12 protein-coding genes are annotated in these 14,816 nt (G+C 63.4%); 5 read left to right on the forward strand and 7 right to left on the reverse strand.

What is annotated here, in order from left to right; translation table 11 throughout:
- Nucleotides 1-118 precede the first annotated feature (118 nt).
- Entirely contained in the window at nt 119-820 is a 702-nt protein-coding gene (locus ACF07D_RS06160) for a GntR family transcriptional regulator (protein WP_391504362.1), read from the forward strand.
- On the opposite strand, the gene ACF07D_RS06165 is transcribed toward ACF07D_RS06160, so the two are convergent.
- From ACF07D_RS06165 to ACF07D_RS06195, 7 genes are all read right to left on the reverse strand, one after another.
- Nucleotides 817-2,001, reverse strand: coding sequence for an amidohydrolase family protein (locus tag ACF07D_RS06165; RefSeq protein ID WP_119282629.1), 1,185 nt, complete (start codon nt 1,999-2,001; stop codon nt 817-819). The two genes, ACF07D_RS06160 and ACF07D_RS06165, sit on opposite strands and share 4 nt — an antisense overlap.
- A 97-nt stretch (nt 2,002-2,098) precedes the next feature.
- The gene (locus tag ACF07D_RS06170; RefSeq protein ID WP_391504285.1) at nt 2,099-3,805 is read right to left on the reverse strand and encodes a hydantoinase B/oxoprolinase family protein; all 1,707 of its coding nucleotides are present in this window, start codon (nt 3,803-3,805) and stop codon (nt 2,099-2,101) included.
- Between the two features lies 1 nt (nt 3,806).
- Nucleotides 3,807-5,846, reverse strand: coding sequence for a hydantoinase/oxoprolinase family protein (locus ACF07D_RS06175; RefSeq protein ID WP_391504286.1), 2,040 nt, complete (start codon nt 5,844-5,846; stop codon nt 3,807-3,809).
- Between the two features lie 34 nt (nt 5,847-5,880).
- A complete protein-coding gene (locus tag ACF07D_RS06180) occupies nt 5,881-6,864 on the reverse strand; it encodes an ABC transporter permease (protein ID WP_119282626.1) in 984 nt (327 codons plus the stop codon).
- Nucleotides 6,861-8,390 (reverse strand): sugar ABC transporter ATP-binding protein, encoded by a 1,530-nt coding sequence (locus tag ACF07D_RS06185; protein ID WP_391504287.1) that lies wholly within the window; start codon nt 8,388-8,390, stop codon nt 6,861-6,863. Before ACF07D_RS06185 ends, ACF07D_RS06180 begins: the two co-directional genes overlap by 4 nt.
- Before the next feature lie 6 nt (nt 8,391-8,396).
- Entirely contained in the window at nt 8,397-9,425 is a 1,029-nt protein-coding gene (locus ACF07D_RS06190) for a sugar ABC transporter substrate-binding protein (protein WP_391504288.1), read from the reverse strand.
- A gap of 46 nt (nt 9,426-9,471) precedes the next feature.
- Nucleotides 9,472-9,795, reverse strand: coding sequence for a hypothetical protein (locus ACF07D_RS06195; RefSeq protein ID WP_162921124.1), 324 nt, complete (start codon nt 9,793-9,795; stop codon nt 9,472-9,474).
- Between the two features lie 124 nt (nt 9,796-9,919).
- On the opposite strand from ACF07D_RS06195, the gene ACF07D_RS06200 reads away from it, so the two are divergent.
- The 4 genes from ACF07D_RS06200 (at nt 9,920) to ACF07D_RS06215 (ending at nt 14,816) form a co-directional block, all read left to right on the forward strand.
- Nucleotides 9,920-11,194: a hypothetical protein gene (locus tag ACF07D_RS06200; RefSeq protein WP_391504289.1), complete on the forward strand. Its 1,275-nt coding sequence runs from the start codon at nt 9,920-9,922 to the stop codon at nt 11,192-11,194.
- Nucleotides 11,191-12,276 (forward strand): DUF917 domain-containing protein, encoded by a 1,086-nt coding sequence (locus tag ACF07D_RS06205; RefSeq protein WP_119282622.1) that lies wholly within the window; start codon nt 11,191-11,193, stop codon nt 12,274-12,276. The genes ACF07D_RS06200 and ACF07D_RS06205 overlap by 4 nt, the downstream gene beginning before the upstream one ends.
- On the forward strand, nt 12,273-13,763 hold the full coding sequence (locus tag ACF07D_RS06210) for a PucR family transcriptional regulator (RefSeq protein ID WP_391504290.1): 1,491 nt from the start codon (nt 12,273-12,275) through the stop codon (nt 13,761-13,763). The genes ACF07D_RS06205 and ACF07D_RS06210 overlap by 4 nt, the downstream gene beginning before the upstream one ends.
- A 147-nt stretch (nt 13,764-13,910) precedes the next feature.
- Nucleotides 13,911-14,816, forward strand: a complete 906-nt coding sequence (locus ACF07D_RS06215; protein ID WP_119282620.1) for a dihydrodipicolinate synthase family protein — start codon at nt 13,911-13,913, stop codon at nt 14,814-14,816.

Here is a 14,816-nt window from a genome sequence, read left to right on the forward strand (position 1 = left end):
CCAAGGCAAGTGGCCGGAGGGGTTTCTTCCGGCCACTTGCTGCCTCCTCAGCGCTGTCACGGGCTGCGCGGTATAGAGTTTCTGCCACGAGAGTGGAGAGGCAACGCCTGTGATCGAGATGCTACGGTTCCCGCCAAAGACGTTGCGGGAACAGGCGCTCGTCGAGCTGCGATCGCTCCTCGTGTCAGGCGCGCTGAAGCCGGGAGAGGTCTACTCGGCGACAGCGATCGCCGCAGAGCTTGGAGTCTCACACGGACCCGTGCGCGAGGCGATGCTGTCGCTCGTGAACGACGGCATGATGGAGGTCGTACGCAACCGCGGGTTCCGGGTCGTCACGATCAGCCGGCGCGATCGTGAGAACATCGCCGAGATTCGAACGCTTCTCGAAGTGCCGTCGATGATGAAGCTTGCGGGCTCACCCCTGGTGCGTGAGCGCGCCGACGAATTCTCCGCGATCGTCGACAAGTTCTTCGCTGCCGCCGAAGACGAAGACATCCTGGCCTTCTTCGACGCAGACCGAGAGTTTCACCTTGGTCTTCTCGCGCTGCTCGACAACGCACGTCTCACCGAATTCATTGGCACCCTGCGCGACCAAACCAGACAGTACGGAATCTACGAGCTCGCGGTGCGGGGAGAGCTCGCGGCCTCGGCGCAGGATCACCGAAACATCCTCGACGCGCTCTTAGACGGCGACGTGGAGGCCGTCGAGCGGCTCATGCTCGGCCACCTCCAATACCTGCGGTGGAGCCGGTGGACGTTTCCAGACCTTGAGGCCTCTGTGGAGCCCGATGTGGAGGGCACGGAAGCGGGCCCCCGTTAATCGATCGCGCGGCCGCCCTGAACGATCGCGAGCCGAGCTGCGGGCTCCGAGAGCGCTGCCGCGACCTCGAGCGGGTTCTCAGAGAGCAGCAGGGCGTCGCCGTAGCTGCCTGGCACGAGCGAGCCGGCCCGCACGTCACCGATGAGCGCCGCGTTCACCTCGGTGAGCGAGCGAATCGTCTCAGCCGGGCCCGCTGCCTCCGTCTGGAGTTTCACGCCGCGAAGCTGGTCGTCTTCAAGGTCACCCATGAGGTCGCTGCCGAAGCCGACCTGCACACCTGCGGCGAGCGCGAGCTGTACTGCCTCTTGCCCCTTCGAGAGGACCTCGGAGTTCTTCGCGAGCGAGATCTCATTCAGCCCGATCTCGGCGCCGCGTCGATCCATTGCATCGTAGGCGGCGAGGGTTGGCACAAGGAAGGCGCCCTTCGCGGCCATGGCCTCGGCAGTTACGGAGTCGATGAGGTTGCCGTGTTCGATCGAACGCACCCCGTTCTCGATCGAGTGCATCACGGCCTCAGAGGAGTATGCGTGTGCTGCGACATAGCTGCCGCGGCGGGCGGCCTCTTCGGTGACGGCCCGCACCTCCTCCGGTGAATACTGCGGGATGCGGAGCGGGTCGGCGAGCGAGAAGACGCCGCCCGAGGTCATGATCTTGATCGCGTGCGCGCCCGTGCGCAGGCGGTTCCGCACTGCAAGCCGGAGCGCGTCGACACCATCGACGACCTCACACATATGGCCGTGCGAAAAGCAGATGTCGACGTGCTCTGCGCGAGGGTCGCCGTGGCCACCCGTCTGGCTCAGCGCCGGCCCGGTGAAGAGGTAGCGGGGCGAGTTGAACAGGGAAGCGTCAATGGCGCGCGCGAGACCGATGTCTCCGCCAGCTACGTCGCGCACCGTCGTGAAACCACGCTTCAGCGCTTTCTCAAGCCTGCGGGTGCCGTTGATTGCGGCGTAGCTGAGCGGACCGCGCTCGTTCTCGAGACCGTCCATGCTTGTCGCGTAAGCGTGGAAGTGCGCGTCGATGAGCCCCGGTAGCAGCCAGCCACCTCTCGCATCGAGCTGTTCGGCGCCTTCAACCGGCGTATCGACCACAAGCCCGTCGGCAATATGCACATCGCGCGGGGCGAAGCCGTTGCCGTCCCACACCTGCGCGCCAAGAATCGAAAGCGATTGCGTCTTCAACGTGTCTCCTCCATGTGACGGCAGACAAATCCTGCCCTTGGTGAATTCTGTCAGATAGGTGTCGCGGGTAGGCCCGCGACACCTATCACCGAGTGCGCTAGCGAGCGCGCACCGCCGCGGTGGCGGCCTCGTCGACTACAAAATCTTCCCCAATCACGACCCCGTAGTCTCGGGTGGCGGACTCTGGCGAAACAAACCCGTTGCGCACGTCGCGGGCGACCGCAGCTGGGTCCCGCTCAAGCGGATTACCGTAGCCACCACCGCCACCCGTTGCGTTGACGAGCACATCACCGGCGTCGAGATGGTTGTAGCTTCCACCCTGAATCACTTCGCGTGGGGTGCCCGGGTTGAGCACAATTTGATTGGGCTGGCCCTCGGCGCCTCCCGCGATCGACCACGGCGCGGTCTTCGTTTTGTAGACCAGGCAGATGCCTGTCGCAGGCGCGGTAAAGCGGTACGTGCGGGTGACTCCGACGCCGCCGCGAAACTTTCCCGCCCCACCCGTGTCTGGCCGGTATCCGTAGTGGTCGATAATCATCGAGGATTTTGTTTCGAGCACCTCGACGGGGTTGTTGCGGCACCCTGGCTCCGACAGGTGCATAATGCCGTCTTCACCGTCATGGTGGGCGGTGCCACCGTAGCCGACGGCCTCGTTCGTAGCTTCTTGCCAAGGCTCACCGGTGCGGGGATTCACGCCGAGGCCCATCATCGAGCACACATCTCCGCCAGAGCAGGCTGGGACGAGATCGGGCATCCCCTGCGAAAGTGCCTTCAGGATCACTTCGCCCGCGAGCAGCCCAGTCCACAGCGTAAACGTCGGCATCGGCGGAACCGCGTGCATCACTGAACCGGGAACGGTGACGACGCGCAGCGGCGCGAAGTTCCCCGCGACAACAGGGGAATCGGGTGTAGTGAGCGACTTAAAGATGAGACTTGATAGCGCCTCAGTCTGTCCGACGGGGAGGTTGATAGGCCCCTCGACGTTGTCAGCTGAACCGGTCCAGTCGACGACCATTTCTTCATCGGTCACGGTCACCGTGCACTGGAGTTTCACCAGCTGATCCTTCGATATGCCGTCGTCGTCAACGTAGTCGACCGCTGTCCAGGTACCCTTGGGCAGCTTCTTGAGAGCAAGCTTCGCCAGACGCTCACCGTGCTCATTGATGGTGTTCATCGCCTCCTCGAGGACGGCAACACCGTACTTCGCCGCAAGTTCCTGTGTCCGCTTGACACCGGTCACGCACGCTGAGACTTGCGCTTGGATATCGCCAATCGTGTGCTTCGGCATGCGGCTGTTGAACCTGACGATGTTAAACACATCGTCGTTCTTCACGCCTCGACGGTAGAGCTTTGATGCGGGCATCACCAGCCCCTCTTGCGAGCGGTCCGTGGAATCGAGCACGTACCCTGGATCCTTTTGATGCAGGTCGGTGATGTGGACGCGGCATGAGGCGAAACCGATGAGCTTGTCCTCTGCATGAATCGGCGCGAACACGAGGGGGTCAAGCGTGTGTGCGCTCGACCAGTAGGGGTAGTTGATGATGAACACGTCTCCGGGTTCCATCGCATCAACCCCGAGAAAATCCATCGAATGCTTGATTCCCGCGTCGTTACCACGCGTGAACACCGCGATGCCGGGAGCATCCGCGACAACGTCTCCGTTCGCATCATGAATGCCAATACCGTAGTCGTGGATCTCGTAGACCACAGTGTTATAAGCCGTCCGGCAGAGGTTTCTGGCGATCTCTTCGGCCGCTGCGAGGAGGCCGTGCCTGATGATCTCGGTGGTGATTGCGTCAGCCATCTCAGGCTCCCTTCTGAATTGAAATGACGAGTTCGCCGTAGCTGCCGACCTCGAGTCGGTCACCCGCATGCAGCACGGTAGTCGCCGTGTGTTCCGTAACGACGGCAGGCCCTTCGATGACATCACCGGCGAGCAGCTCTTCCCGAGCTACGAGCGAGTACTCGGCCTCACTCTCGTCGGGGAGCGTCACAACACGAGTCGTGGTGGGATAACTCTCCCCTGCCGGTCGGGCGGCAACCTGCGGCAGGTCTGGCTTGTCGACGATGCCAACCGCGTGCAGCCGGAGCGTCGTGATCTCGATGGGGTCGTCCATAGTGTGCCCGTACTGCCGGAGGTGAAGCCTGTCGAACTCTCCACGGATGGCTGTACGCGGGTCAGCACCGTCGGCCGGGTAGTCGACCGTCACCGAGTGCTCCTGACCCGAGTACCGTACGGCGACAACTCTGTTAAACGCGCGACGCTCGGCACCGAACCCCTCGAGCTCGAGCGCTTCGGCGGCCTCCGCCTCCATGTCGGCGTAGAGTGCGTCGGCGGCGGCAGCGTCGAGCTCATCGAGCGCCTGGATCGTCGTCCGCGAATAGTCGTGCTGAACGTCGGCCATGAGCATGCCGAGCGCGGAGAACGCCCCCTGCCCCGGCGGCACGATGACTTCGGGGACCCCCAGCTCCCGCGCCACGTCGACGGCAACGAGCCCGCCGCCGCCGCCGAATGAAAGCAGAGCGAAGTCTTTGGGATCGTGGCCAAGCTCAATGGTGATTGCCCGCACCGCACCGACAATCTTGGTGTTCGAGATCTGCACCATGCCGCGCGCAAGCTGCGTGACGGACAGGCCAAGAGTCTCGGCGATCGGCTCAAGCGCCGAGATGGACTTGTCGCGCGCCAGCGTCAACTCCCCGCCGAGCGGTGTGTCGACGCCGAGGTAGCCGATAGCGAGCGCCGCATCTGTGAACGTCGGTTGTGTGCCTCCGCGCCCGTATGCAGCGGGACCGGGGACTGCGCCGGCACTCTTCGGCCCGACCTGTAGCGCACCTGCTTCATCGAGGTAGCCGAGCGAACCGCCGCCAGCGCCAATCGTGTGAATATAGAGCGACGGCGTGTTGATGGGGAGGCCCTCGAACTCGGCGCCGTGATAGAGCACAGGCGCACTGTCCAGCACGAGGGATGCGTCGAGACTGGTACCGCCCATATCAATTGTGATGAGGTTCGGCCGATCGATCAGTCGCGAGAATCCGCCGGCGCCAACGACGCCCCCTGCTGGACCGGAGAGGATCAAGTTCACCGGCTGTTCGCGGGCCGCCGATGCGGTCATAGCGCCGCCGCCAGAGCGTGACATCAGGAACCGGCCCTCGAAACCGCGTTCAGCGAGTTCATCCTCGAGGGCGCGGAGGTAGCTTCGCATGATGGGTTTGATGTAGGCGTCGAGCACCGCAGTGCTTGTGCGCTCGTATTCGCGATACTCGCGTGAGAGCTCGTTCGAGAGCGTCACCTCGACCCCTGGCGCCTCCTCCTCGAGGATCGTCCGCATCTGGAGCTCGTGCTCAGGGTTCGCGTACGCATGCAGGAACGCGACGGCGACCGCGTCGTAGCCGCGCTTCGCGATCTCCCGCGCGACTGCGCGAGCATCATCCTCATCGAGCGGGGCCACCACACTGCCGTCAAACATGCTGCGCTCAGTGACCTCGAAGGTGTCGTAGCGCTCCAGCAGTGGCTCCGGCTTCTGGTACGCGAAGTCGTACATAACGGTGCGGTCCGTACGCCCGAGGAGATAGACGTCTCGAAACCCGCGAGTACCGATGATGGCGATACGGGCGCCGGAACGGGTGAGCAGCGAGTTGAGGCCGAGGGTGGAACCGTGGTTGAACGTCTCGACCGTGCTGGGATCGGCCTCGGCTTTGTCAAACGCCGCGAGCACGCCCGCCGTCGGTTCCGACGGCGTCGTCGGAACCTTTTCGAACCGCAGTTCGCCTGTTTCTGGCACAAGTTTCACTACGTCGGTAAAGGTGCCTCCGACATCGATCGCTACGCGAACCTGATGTGACATGAGATGTGTACTCCTGTGAATTGTTGGGGGTGGACTATCGCTTGGTACGGCCGGCGGCTGCGAGGCCGACCGCTGCGAGAATGATGAAACCGGTGACCATGTCCTTGAGCTGTGGGTTCAGATCGAGCAGGTCGAATCCGTTTCCGATCAGTGCGATCAGGAAGACGCCTGCAATCGAACGCCACACGGCCCCCACACCGCCGTAGATGCTCGTGCCGCCGAGGATCACCGCGGCGATCGCCGAGAGTTCGAGCCCGGCGCCGGCGAGGGGTTGCCCGGAGGCGATTCTGGAGACCCCGATGGCTGCTGCGGTACCAGCCGCGAGCCCCGAGAGCATGAAGACAAAGATTCGGGTGCGGGTGACGCTAATTCCAGAAAGCTCGGCGGCCTCCGCGTTGCCGCCAACGGCATAGACGTGACGGCCAAATACCGTGCGGGACAACAGCAGCCAGAACGCGCCGGCGATGACGATCATGACGAACACCGCGACAAACACTCCGCCCACGCGGTCGCGCCCCAGCGCGGTGAATCCCGGAGTGGTGACCGTGATCAGGCTGCCACCGGTGATGAGTACCGCGATCGTCGTGAAGATCATCGACGAGGCCAGCGTTGCGAGAAATGAATGGACCCGGAGTTTGGTGATCACGGCGCCGTTAAACGTGCCGAGAATGAGGCCGACCACCGGTGCTGCGGCGAGCGCGACCACGACGTTTCCAGTCGACACTGCGAGCCAGGCGGATACGACGCCAGCCACTCCATAGATCGCGCCCGTTGACAGGTCGAAGTTCCCCGACACGATCACGAAGGTACCCGCCGATGCAATGATCACCAGTGGAGCGTTCTGGTTCAGGATGTTGACGATGTTGCCGAACGTAAAGAACGACGGCGACAGGATGGCTAGGGCAATGATGACCGCACCGAGCAGGATGAGAACGGCGTATTCGATTGCGATCTCGCCAAGCGAGAATCGCTTGCGTTCTCGCGTCTGCGTGGCGGTGGTGTTGGCAGCCTGGCTCATGCTGCTGACTCCTCTTCAGAAGGAACGTGGAAGAGCTGGAACAGCACATCATCCACTGTGGTGTCGGTGGGAATAATCTCTCCCATGGTCTTGCCGTCGGAGACGAGGTAGGCCCGGTGCGCGAGCTCCATGATTTCCTCGTGTTCCGACGAGATGAGCAGGATCCCGATGCCCTGCTCGGCGAGCCGTGCAATGAGCTCATAGATCGTGCGTTTGGCGCCAACATCGACGCCGCGGGTAGGCTCGTCGAGCACAATGACCCTCGGGTTCGTTGCGAGCGCCTTCGCAAGCAGCGCCTTCTGCTGGTTTCCGCCCGAGAACCACGAGACTGGAAGCTCGATGTTCGGCGGGCGCATCTCGAGCGCCCTCGCGAGCGATTCCGCATCCGCACGCTCCTTACGAAGTCGCACGACGCCAGAGGCTGAGACTGAGCGAAGGCTCGACAGCGATATGTTCTCTCGAACGGAACGCTGCAGCACGAGGCCGTCGCGATGACGGTCCTCCGAAACGAGCACGAATCCTCGCTCGATCGATGCACGTGGCGAGTGCTTGAGTACTTGATTGCCCGCAATCTCCACTGTCCCCGCGCGCAGTCTGTCGACGCCAAAGATTGCGCGAGCGCACTCCGAGCGCCCACTACCAACGAGGCCGAGAAGCCCGACGACTTCGCCTGGTCGCACGACGAACGACATGTCGGCCACGCCGGTGTCGGTCGCGATTCCGTTTGCGACGAGCACGGGTGGGACCGCCGTATCGATCGGGGCCGGACGTTCGGGGTAAGCCTGACCGAGCGAACGGCCAAGCATCGCGGTCACCACGTCTTGTTTTGTCACCGCCGCGGCGTCGACGGTGTCGATCCGTCGGCCATCGCGCATGATGGTGATTCGGTCCGAGACGTTGAGCACTGAGTCGAGAAAGTGTGACACGTAGATGACGCAGCATCCTCGGTCACGAAGTGTGCGCATCAGCGCTTCGAGTTGCTCCATCTCTTTGGCGGTGAGAGACGATGTCGGCTCGTCCATCACGATGACTCGCGCGTCACGGGCGAGGGCCCGCATGATCTCGACCTTCTGCTGGTCGGCTATCCGCAAGTCGCGAACGCGCGCGTGCGGGTCGAGTCCAAAGCGGATCTCGGTTTCCAGGGCGGCGAAGCGCTCCGCCAGGTTGCGGCGTTCCCACCCCAACCGGTGCTGCTCTGTTCCCAGGAACACGTTTTGGGCGACGGAGAGGTCAGGCACGAGCGCGAGCTCTTGAGCGATCATGGCGATGCCGCGGCGCTGCGCGATCCCTGGATTCCACCGTTCGACCGGGGCTCCCTCCACAAGGAGCTCGCCCCAGTCTGCGGCGTAGATTCCGGCAATCACTTTGCCGAGCGTGGACTTGCCCGCACCATTTTCCCCGACGAACGCGTGAATCTCGCCCGACGACACGCTCAGCGACACCTCATTGAGCGCCTGGGTTCCACCAAAGCGCTTGCTGATCTCACGCAGCTCAACGAGCGGCGTGCGCTCCGGAGAAGTGTTCATCGTGAATCAGCCGTTCCATTCGCCGGTGAACTCCGGTGCGGCTTCAAGCACTGCCCGGTCCGCGATCGGTCCAACTGCCACGAGGCTGTCTGCGTCGACCACGACCTCGACCTCGTTCCCGAGAATCGAATTCATGATCTGCTCGAGTGCCGCTTCACCCATGGAAACGGGGTAGTTCAGGAAGTCGTTCGTCCATTTCCCATCACGAACAGCCTGCACGCCCTCTGTCGTTCCGCCGCCACCGGTGAGGAAGACGGTCGAGGGATCGATACCGGCGTTCTCAAGTGCGATCTGCGCGCCCATGGTCTGCTGATCCGCGTTACTGAGGATGCCGTTGAGGTCAGGATTGGCCTGGAGCAAGTTTGAGACCGCGGTGAGCGACTTGTCGCGGTCATAGGCGCCTTCGAGCGTCCCAACCACCGTGATGTTCTTGTGCTCTTCAATGACGGCGTCCCATGCGGCAACGCGCTCCACGTCGAGCGGAGAATTCAGCAGGCCGGCAAGGTAGCCGATCTTGCACGGATCAATGTCTTTGCAGTATTCGACGACTGTCTCAGCCTGCAGTTTCGCGCCGTTCGCCGGGGGTGAAGCCACTGTCGTAACCACCCCTTCAACTTGCGGTTGCATTTCGCTGATCTCCGGCCCGATGGGGTTGAGCACTGCGGCGACGGGCTTGGGGTTTGCGAGGGGGAACGCTGCGGCGAGGGCCGGACCGTCATGAGGGACAACGATGATGCCGTCAGTCCCGCCACTCGTGCCCGCGTTCTGCAGCTGTGAGAGCTGGGTGTTGGCGTCGAACTGGCCATCCTGAATCTTGGTCTTTATCGTGATTCCGAGATCTTCAGACAGTTCCTTGGCCTTCCGCTCGACGCCCTCGTAGACGGCCTGGTTGTAGCCGTTCTGCGAGGAGGAGGCGAGCACGACGACCTCATAGGTGTCGCCTCCGGCTCCGCCAGAATCGGCCGAGCATCCGACCAGTGACGCTCCAATAGCGAGGGCCGATAGGCCGGCGAACAGGGTTTTGGTGTGCTTCATTGCATCTCCACTCTGTGGGTGTATGTGAGGGTGTGGGTACGGTGAGTCAGTATGTGTTCGGCTTTGCGACGCTGTGGTCGATCTCGAAGGTGCGGCCGATGCCGATGCGGGCGCCGTCCAGCAGACGCTCGAGGTCTGGACCGGTGCGACCTCGGTTGGGGTGATCGATCCATTCCTGGTAGGCGGCCTCATCGGGCCACACCGCCGTGACGAGAATCTCCCCGCTGCCATCCGTCGCGACCGAAATCTCAGACGCCACCGCCCGCGTGAGATCGAGCGACTCCTGGAGGATCTGCTCCGAGCGATACAACTGCACGACTGCCGGCGCGCGCCCTTCGAGCGGGGTGAGGGTGAGGAGGGTGCGAATCATGTGTCAAACTCCGTTGTGACAGGACCTGGGATCTCGTGAGACGCTACTCCGCCGCGACACAACACCAGCATGCATTTTGCCTGGACTGTGACATTGCACCAGTGCATTTTGCTATCGTCGCTCCATGAGGTTCGGTCTTCACTGCGCCGGCGACCACGTTGTCGCCGCCACATTCGCTCGCGGAGTTCTCCGCGATCACCGCACCGTGCCCGTCATCTCAGGTGACCCGCTCAACGCTGCCGTGAGCCTACTCACTGAACTTCCCCAGACCGATCCCCGGCGCATGGGTTCGCCTGAGGTCGCCAGCTTCACGTTCGAAGTCTCCGAAATCCTGCGACCCGATGTGACGACCCCCGTCCATCTCGTACGAGTCAGCCCTCGCTCGGCTCAGGGGTCGCTTGATCCGTTCACCCTGCCGTGGCTTGCCACGACCGGGGCCGCTGGGCCCCGGATCCTGCATCTCCCCGGAGGGCACAACGCGAGGGGGCAGGAGATCGTTTCGCTCGACGCAGCGGCCCTCGCGCATCTCTCCCCTGCGACGCGTAGCGCTCCGCGCTTCGTGGTGACGGCGGTGGGCTCGCTTCTCAACCCGGCACACGAATTGCGAGTTGGCTCCGAGCTCCAAAGCCGGTTTCCGGGCGCGAATATCGAATACTCTCACCAGTTCCACCACACCTCATTCGCCGTTCGGGAACGAACTGCGTTTCTGAATCTTGCACTGCGGGAACGTGCCGAGAGCATCGTCACGGCACTGTCCGTCGCCGCACGCGGCGCGTATCCTGGCGCACGCCTGTTTGTCGCCACGAACTGCGGCGGCAGCATCCCCCTGACCAGGCTTGCCGCGACACCCGTCGACGCGCTCGCGTCCCTTCACGCAACGCAGGCGATGGGCGCCGCTGCCGTCTCAGGCGCGACTTCCGGAACCCTCACGTTCGAGGTCGGTGGGGAACGACGATGGTGCGAACTCTCTTATGGGATCCCCTCGGTCGTACCAGCCCTGCACAGTGCGACGTTTGGCAAACTCGCCACGCCGGCGAGCAATGTGAGACTCGGCGCCAGAATCGTTGCGAGCGCAGCAACAGCTGCCGGCCATCACGACTCGACAGTGGCTGAGGGCGAATCGTTCGCCGCGGCTGGGGCCGCCCGGATGCCGAGAGTCGACTGGCTTATGACGCTACTGCAGAGTCGCAACGAAGCAGAGATGCTCCGGTCAAAGGAGGCTGCCGAAGCCAGGCTGCACGCGCGACTCGTGTCCACAGGCGTTCCGCCGGAACACGTCCGAACTGTTGAGTCGCTTGTCACGGCAACGAGCTACGGCAACCCCGAAGTTATCGCGTTGCGCATTCGAGCGATCGCTGATGAAGACCGGCCCCTTGCGCGGGAGGGCGTTCAAGCATGACTCAACTCACGAACGATGACCTACAGCACCTCGCAACCGGATCACAGTTCCTCGCCTGTTCGGTCGACGCCGACTGGCTCGCAGAGGCGTTCCAGCGAGTACAAATGCATGTGGCGAACGGGCTCAGCCTGCCGCCACTCGTCGCGGCTAGTCAGCTTCCTGACGACGCCCAAACGGTCTCGGTTGGGTTCGTCAACAATGGGTTGCCGCCGTCGGACCTGCACCCAGTCGGAGACGAGTTTGTGAGGAGCGTTCGCGAACTCGAAGCCGAACTTGGGGTGACCTTTGCCGGACTCATCCCGCTCGCGGGGGCGAACATCAACGTGATTGTCGCCGTCGAGACCGCGATGCTCCTTGGGGTTCCGGTCATTGATGCCGACCAGATGGGTCGAGTGTTCTCGCTGCTGTATCAATCGGTGTTTACGCTCGCCGGGCTTCCTGCCGGGCCGCTGGCCGCCACCGGCGCCGCAGGAGAATCCGCTGTCGTGCGCGTCTCCGATCCGCTTCGGGCCGAACGGCTCGTTCGCGCGCTGGCTGGCGAATTCGGCGGCTGGTCAGCGACCGCGCTCTATCCGATGACCGCCGCGACGCTCCGGCAACACGGCCTGCACGGCACGCTTCGCAGGAACATTCGTATCGGGAGCATTATCCACAGTGATGCTCCGCTGGACACGCGGTATCGACGACTCATGACCGAGGAAGGCATCCGCCGGATGATCCACGCGCGCGTGACAGACGTCACTGGGCTCTCACGCCCAGCGCCCCCAGGCCAGCCCGACCGTCCATCAACCGTCATGTTCGAGGAGATTGGCACCGGAAAGATCGTCCAACTCGAGATCCAAAACGAATTGCTCATGCTCATGGTCGACGGCGCGGTCGAGGCGGTCATGCCCGACATCATCACCATGATGGATCCTGAGAGCGAGCGGGTAGCGAGCTTCGAAGATCTCTGGGTTGGGCACCGACTAGATCTGATGGTGCTCCCTGCCGCTCCCGAGTGGTACACCGAGGCGGGTCTCGCGCTCGCCGGCCCAGATGCGCATCACATTTTGCTTCGAACCAGGCAACGGAGGCAGCGATGATTCAACGCGCCCAGCAGTCCGTCACGCTGCGAACGCTCCTCGCGCAGCCTATGCGGATCGAGCTCACCCAGCTCTGCGCCGCCGCGGACTCCCGCCCCGTTCGAACCGTTGTGGTGATCTCTGACATCGACGAGATCACCTCGATCGAGCCAGACACCGTCGTTCTGCTCAGCGCGGACGTCGCGCGCGGCAGCTGGATGGTATCGGCTGCCCTCCGCTACGCCTGGGAACGGAACGCATGTGCGCTCATCGTGCCCGAGCGGCTACTGAATCCCAGCGTCGTCCAACTCGCAGAGCGATTCCAAGTTTCGTTGTTCACAACGCCCGCCTCGATCACAGCGGCCGCGATCGAGGTTGCGTCCGGTCTGGGGTTTGCCAGAGCACAACTCGTATCGACGCTGCACAGGCTCACGGCTCTCGTTGAGGCAAGTGAAGAAATCAATGAGATTCTCACCCTTGCGTCCGAGTGGCTGGAAGGTGCGCGCGTGGAGCTTGAGTCGGCTGGTGCGGTCGTGCGCACGGCGACGAGTCGCACCGCGCGGAGCTCAGCGCTCGGCCTGAATGTCCCCGGTCGGGTATCGGTGCCTGTCGGAGCCGGCCCCACGAGCGCAGATCAATTGGTGACCGAAGTTCAACTGGCGTCGCGGGATCGGGCCGCCGCCGTACTGGAGATCTGCGCCACCAAGCTTCGCGCGCTCCTCGCGGAAGCTGAGCTTGCGGCGCTGCACCGATCGCTTCCGACGCTCGGCGTCGCAGTGCTTACCGGAAGCGAACCGCGACTGCCGAGGCAACCACGCGCCTTCGCCTGGCCGGATCACCCTGAGACGGCGAACGAGTACGTGGTGGTGTGCATTCTCTCTGAGCACATTGAGCGGCATGGCGCTGCGTTGCACCAGGTGTGGTTGGCCGAGTTCCGTGGAAGCAGTCTCATACGAGCCTCTGACGGGTGGCTTGCCGTTCTGCCGGTTCATGAGTCGAACAGCGACCGCCTTCTCGAACGGGTCCGGCACCGTCTCAGTGATTTGCACCTGCTCGACCTGCGTATCGGCGAGTCGCTGCGCCACGTTGGGGCGAGCGCCCTACAAGGTGCGATACGCGAAGCTTGGCTCGCTGCTCGCGTCGCCGAGGCGAACGACCAACACACCGTCGTACGCTATGGAGAGATCCCGGAGGCACTCGTTCCGCACCTGTTGCCGCCTGCCTTCGCACGGGACACACTTGAGGTCCGTTACCCGGGCCTGTTCGAAGACGCCCATCGAGACGAACTCATCAGGCTGTATATCGAATACGCTGCCCACCTCGGTTCAACCACGGAGACAGCCTCCGCGCTTGGCATCCATCGGAACACTGTGAAGCAGCGGCTCGCGCGGCTTCAAGAACTCGGGGTGCCAGTACATCAACCAGAAACAGCATTGGGGCTCCACCTCCTGTTCGCAGGATTTCGCGACTCCGAGGCCAGCCCCGACCGAGTACAGCTGGCGCCCTGACCAGCCGAGGGCTACGGTCGCCGCGAGAAACCGGCCCGCTGCAACAACCTTCTTGCGTTCCCCGCCGAACCTGGGTAACCTGTGCAATGTCACACACTACGTGCGGCCCAAGAACTCCCCACACCCACCTCCGAAAGGAACATCTCAATGGCTGAGAAGAAGCCCTGGCACGGCGTCATCGTCGCGTCCGCACTCCCGTTCAAGGAAGACCTCTCCGTCGACTACGACAAGTTCGCAGCGCACGTCCAGTTCCTCGCCGATAACGGCTGCGACGGCATCGCACCCAATGGCTCGCTTGGCGAGTACCAGAACCTCACCCCGGAAGAGCGCGGGAAGGTCATCGAGGTCGCCGTTGACGCTGCGCCCGAGGGCTTCTCGGTGATGGCCGGCGTCGGCGCGTACGGCGCGATGGAATCACTCCGCTGGGCAGAGCAGGCTGCAAACGTTGGCGCCGACTGCGTCATGCTGCTCCCCCCGAACACGTACCGCGCGAACCGCGAGCAGGTCAAGCACCACTACGCGACAGTCGCGCAGGCTGGCCTCCCGATCGTCGGCTACAACAACCCGATCGACACGAAGGTCGACCTCGTGCCCGACCTCATCGCCGAGATCCACGAAGCTGGCCACATGGTGGGCGTCAAGGAGTTCACCGGTGACCCCCGCCGCATCTACGAGATCCAGGAGCTCGCTCCAAACATCGACATCCTCATCGGCACCGACGACTCGGTTCTCGAGGTCGGCATTGCCGGCGCCGTCGGATGGGTTGCCGGATACCCGAACGCCATCCCGCAGGCGACGGTCGAGCTCTTCAAGCTCTCGACGTCGGGCAACGTCGCCGACCTCGAGCGTGCAAAGGTGATCTACCGCGATCTCCACTCGCTGCTCCGTTGGGATACCAAGACCGAGTTCGTCGAGTCGATCAAGCTGTCCATGGACGAGCTTGGCCTGTACGGTGGCCCGTGCCGCCCGCCGCGCCTGCCGCTCGCCAAGGAGGTCGCCGACAAGATCATCGCCGACACCCGCGCAGCTGCAGACAAGGGCTACGGCAAGTAG

It is taken from the genome of Leucobacter sp. NPDC015123 (genome assembly GCF_043080205.1).
In the GTDB taxonomy this organism is placed as follows: domain Bacteria; phylum Actinomycetota; class Actinomycetes; order Actinomycetales; family Microbacteriaceae; genus Leucobacter; species Leucobacter aridicollis_A.

Excerpts from the sequence above, each read along its gene's own strand:
- ACF07D_RS06160 (WP_391504362.1), top strand. The coding sequence starts at position 119 with ATGCTACGGTTCCCGCCAAAGACGTTGCGGGAACAGGCGCTCGTCGAG.
- ACF07D_RS06170 (WP_391504285.1), bottom strand. The coding sequence starts at position 3,805 with ATGGCTGACGCAATCACCACCGAGATCATCAGGCACGGCCTCCTCGCA.
- ACF07D_RS06175 (WP_391504286.1), bottom strand. The coding sequence starts at position 5,846 with ATGTCACATCAGGTTCGCGTAGCGATCGATGTCGGAGGCACCTTTACC.
- ACF07D_RS06180 (WP_119282626.1), bottom strand. The coding sequence starts at position 6,864 with ATGAGCCAGGCTGCCAACACCACCGCCACGCAGACGCGAGAACGCAAG.
- ACF07D_RS06185 (WP_391504287.1), bottom strand. The coding sequence starts at position 8,390 with ATGAACACTTCTCCGGAGCGCACGCCGCTCGTTGAGCTGCGTGAGATC.
- ACF07D_RS06190 (WP_391504288.1), bottom strand. The coding sequence starts at position 9,425 with ATGAAGCACACCAAAACCCTGTTCGCCGGCCTATCGGCCCTCGCTATT.
- ACF07D_RS06195 (WP_162921124.1), bottom strand. The coding sequence starts at position 9,795 with ATGATTCGCACCCTCCTCACCCTCACCCCGCTCGAAGGGCGCGCGCCG.
- ACF07D_RS06200 (WP_391504289.1), top strand. The coding sequence starts at position 9,920 with ATGAGGTTCGGTCTTCACTGCGCCGGCGACCACGTTGTCGCCGCCACA.
- ACF07D_RS06205 (WP_119282622.1), top strand. The coding sequence starts at position 11,191 with ATGACTCAACTCACGAACGATGACCTACAGCACCTCGCAACCGGATCA.
- ACF07D_RS06210 (WP_391504290.1), top strand. The coding sequence starts at position 12,273 with ATGATTCAACGCGCCCAGCAGTCCGTCACGCTGCGAACGCTCCTCGCG.
- ACF07D_RS06215 (WP_119282620.1), top strand. The coding sequence starts at position 13,911 with ATGGCTGAGAAGAAGCCCTGGCACGGCGTCATCGTCGCGTCCGCACTC.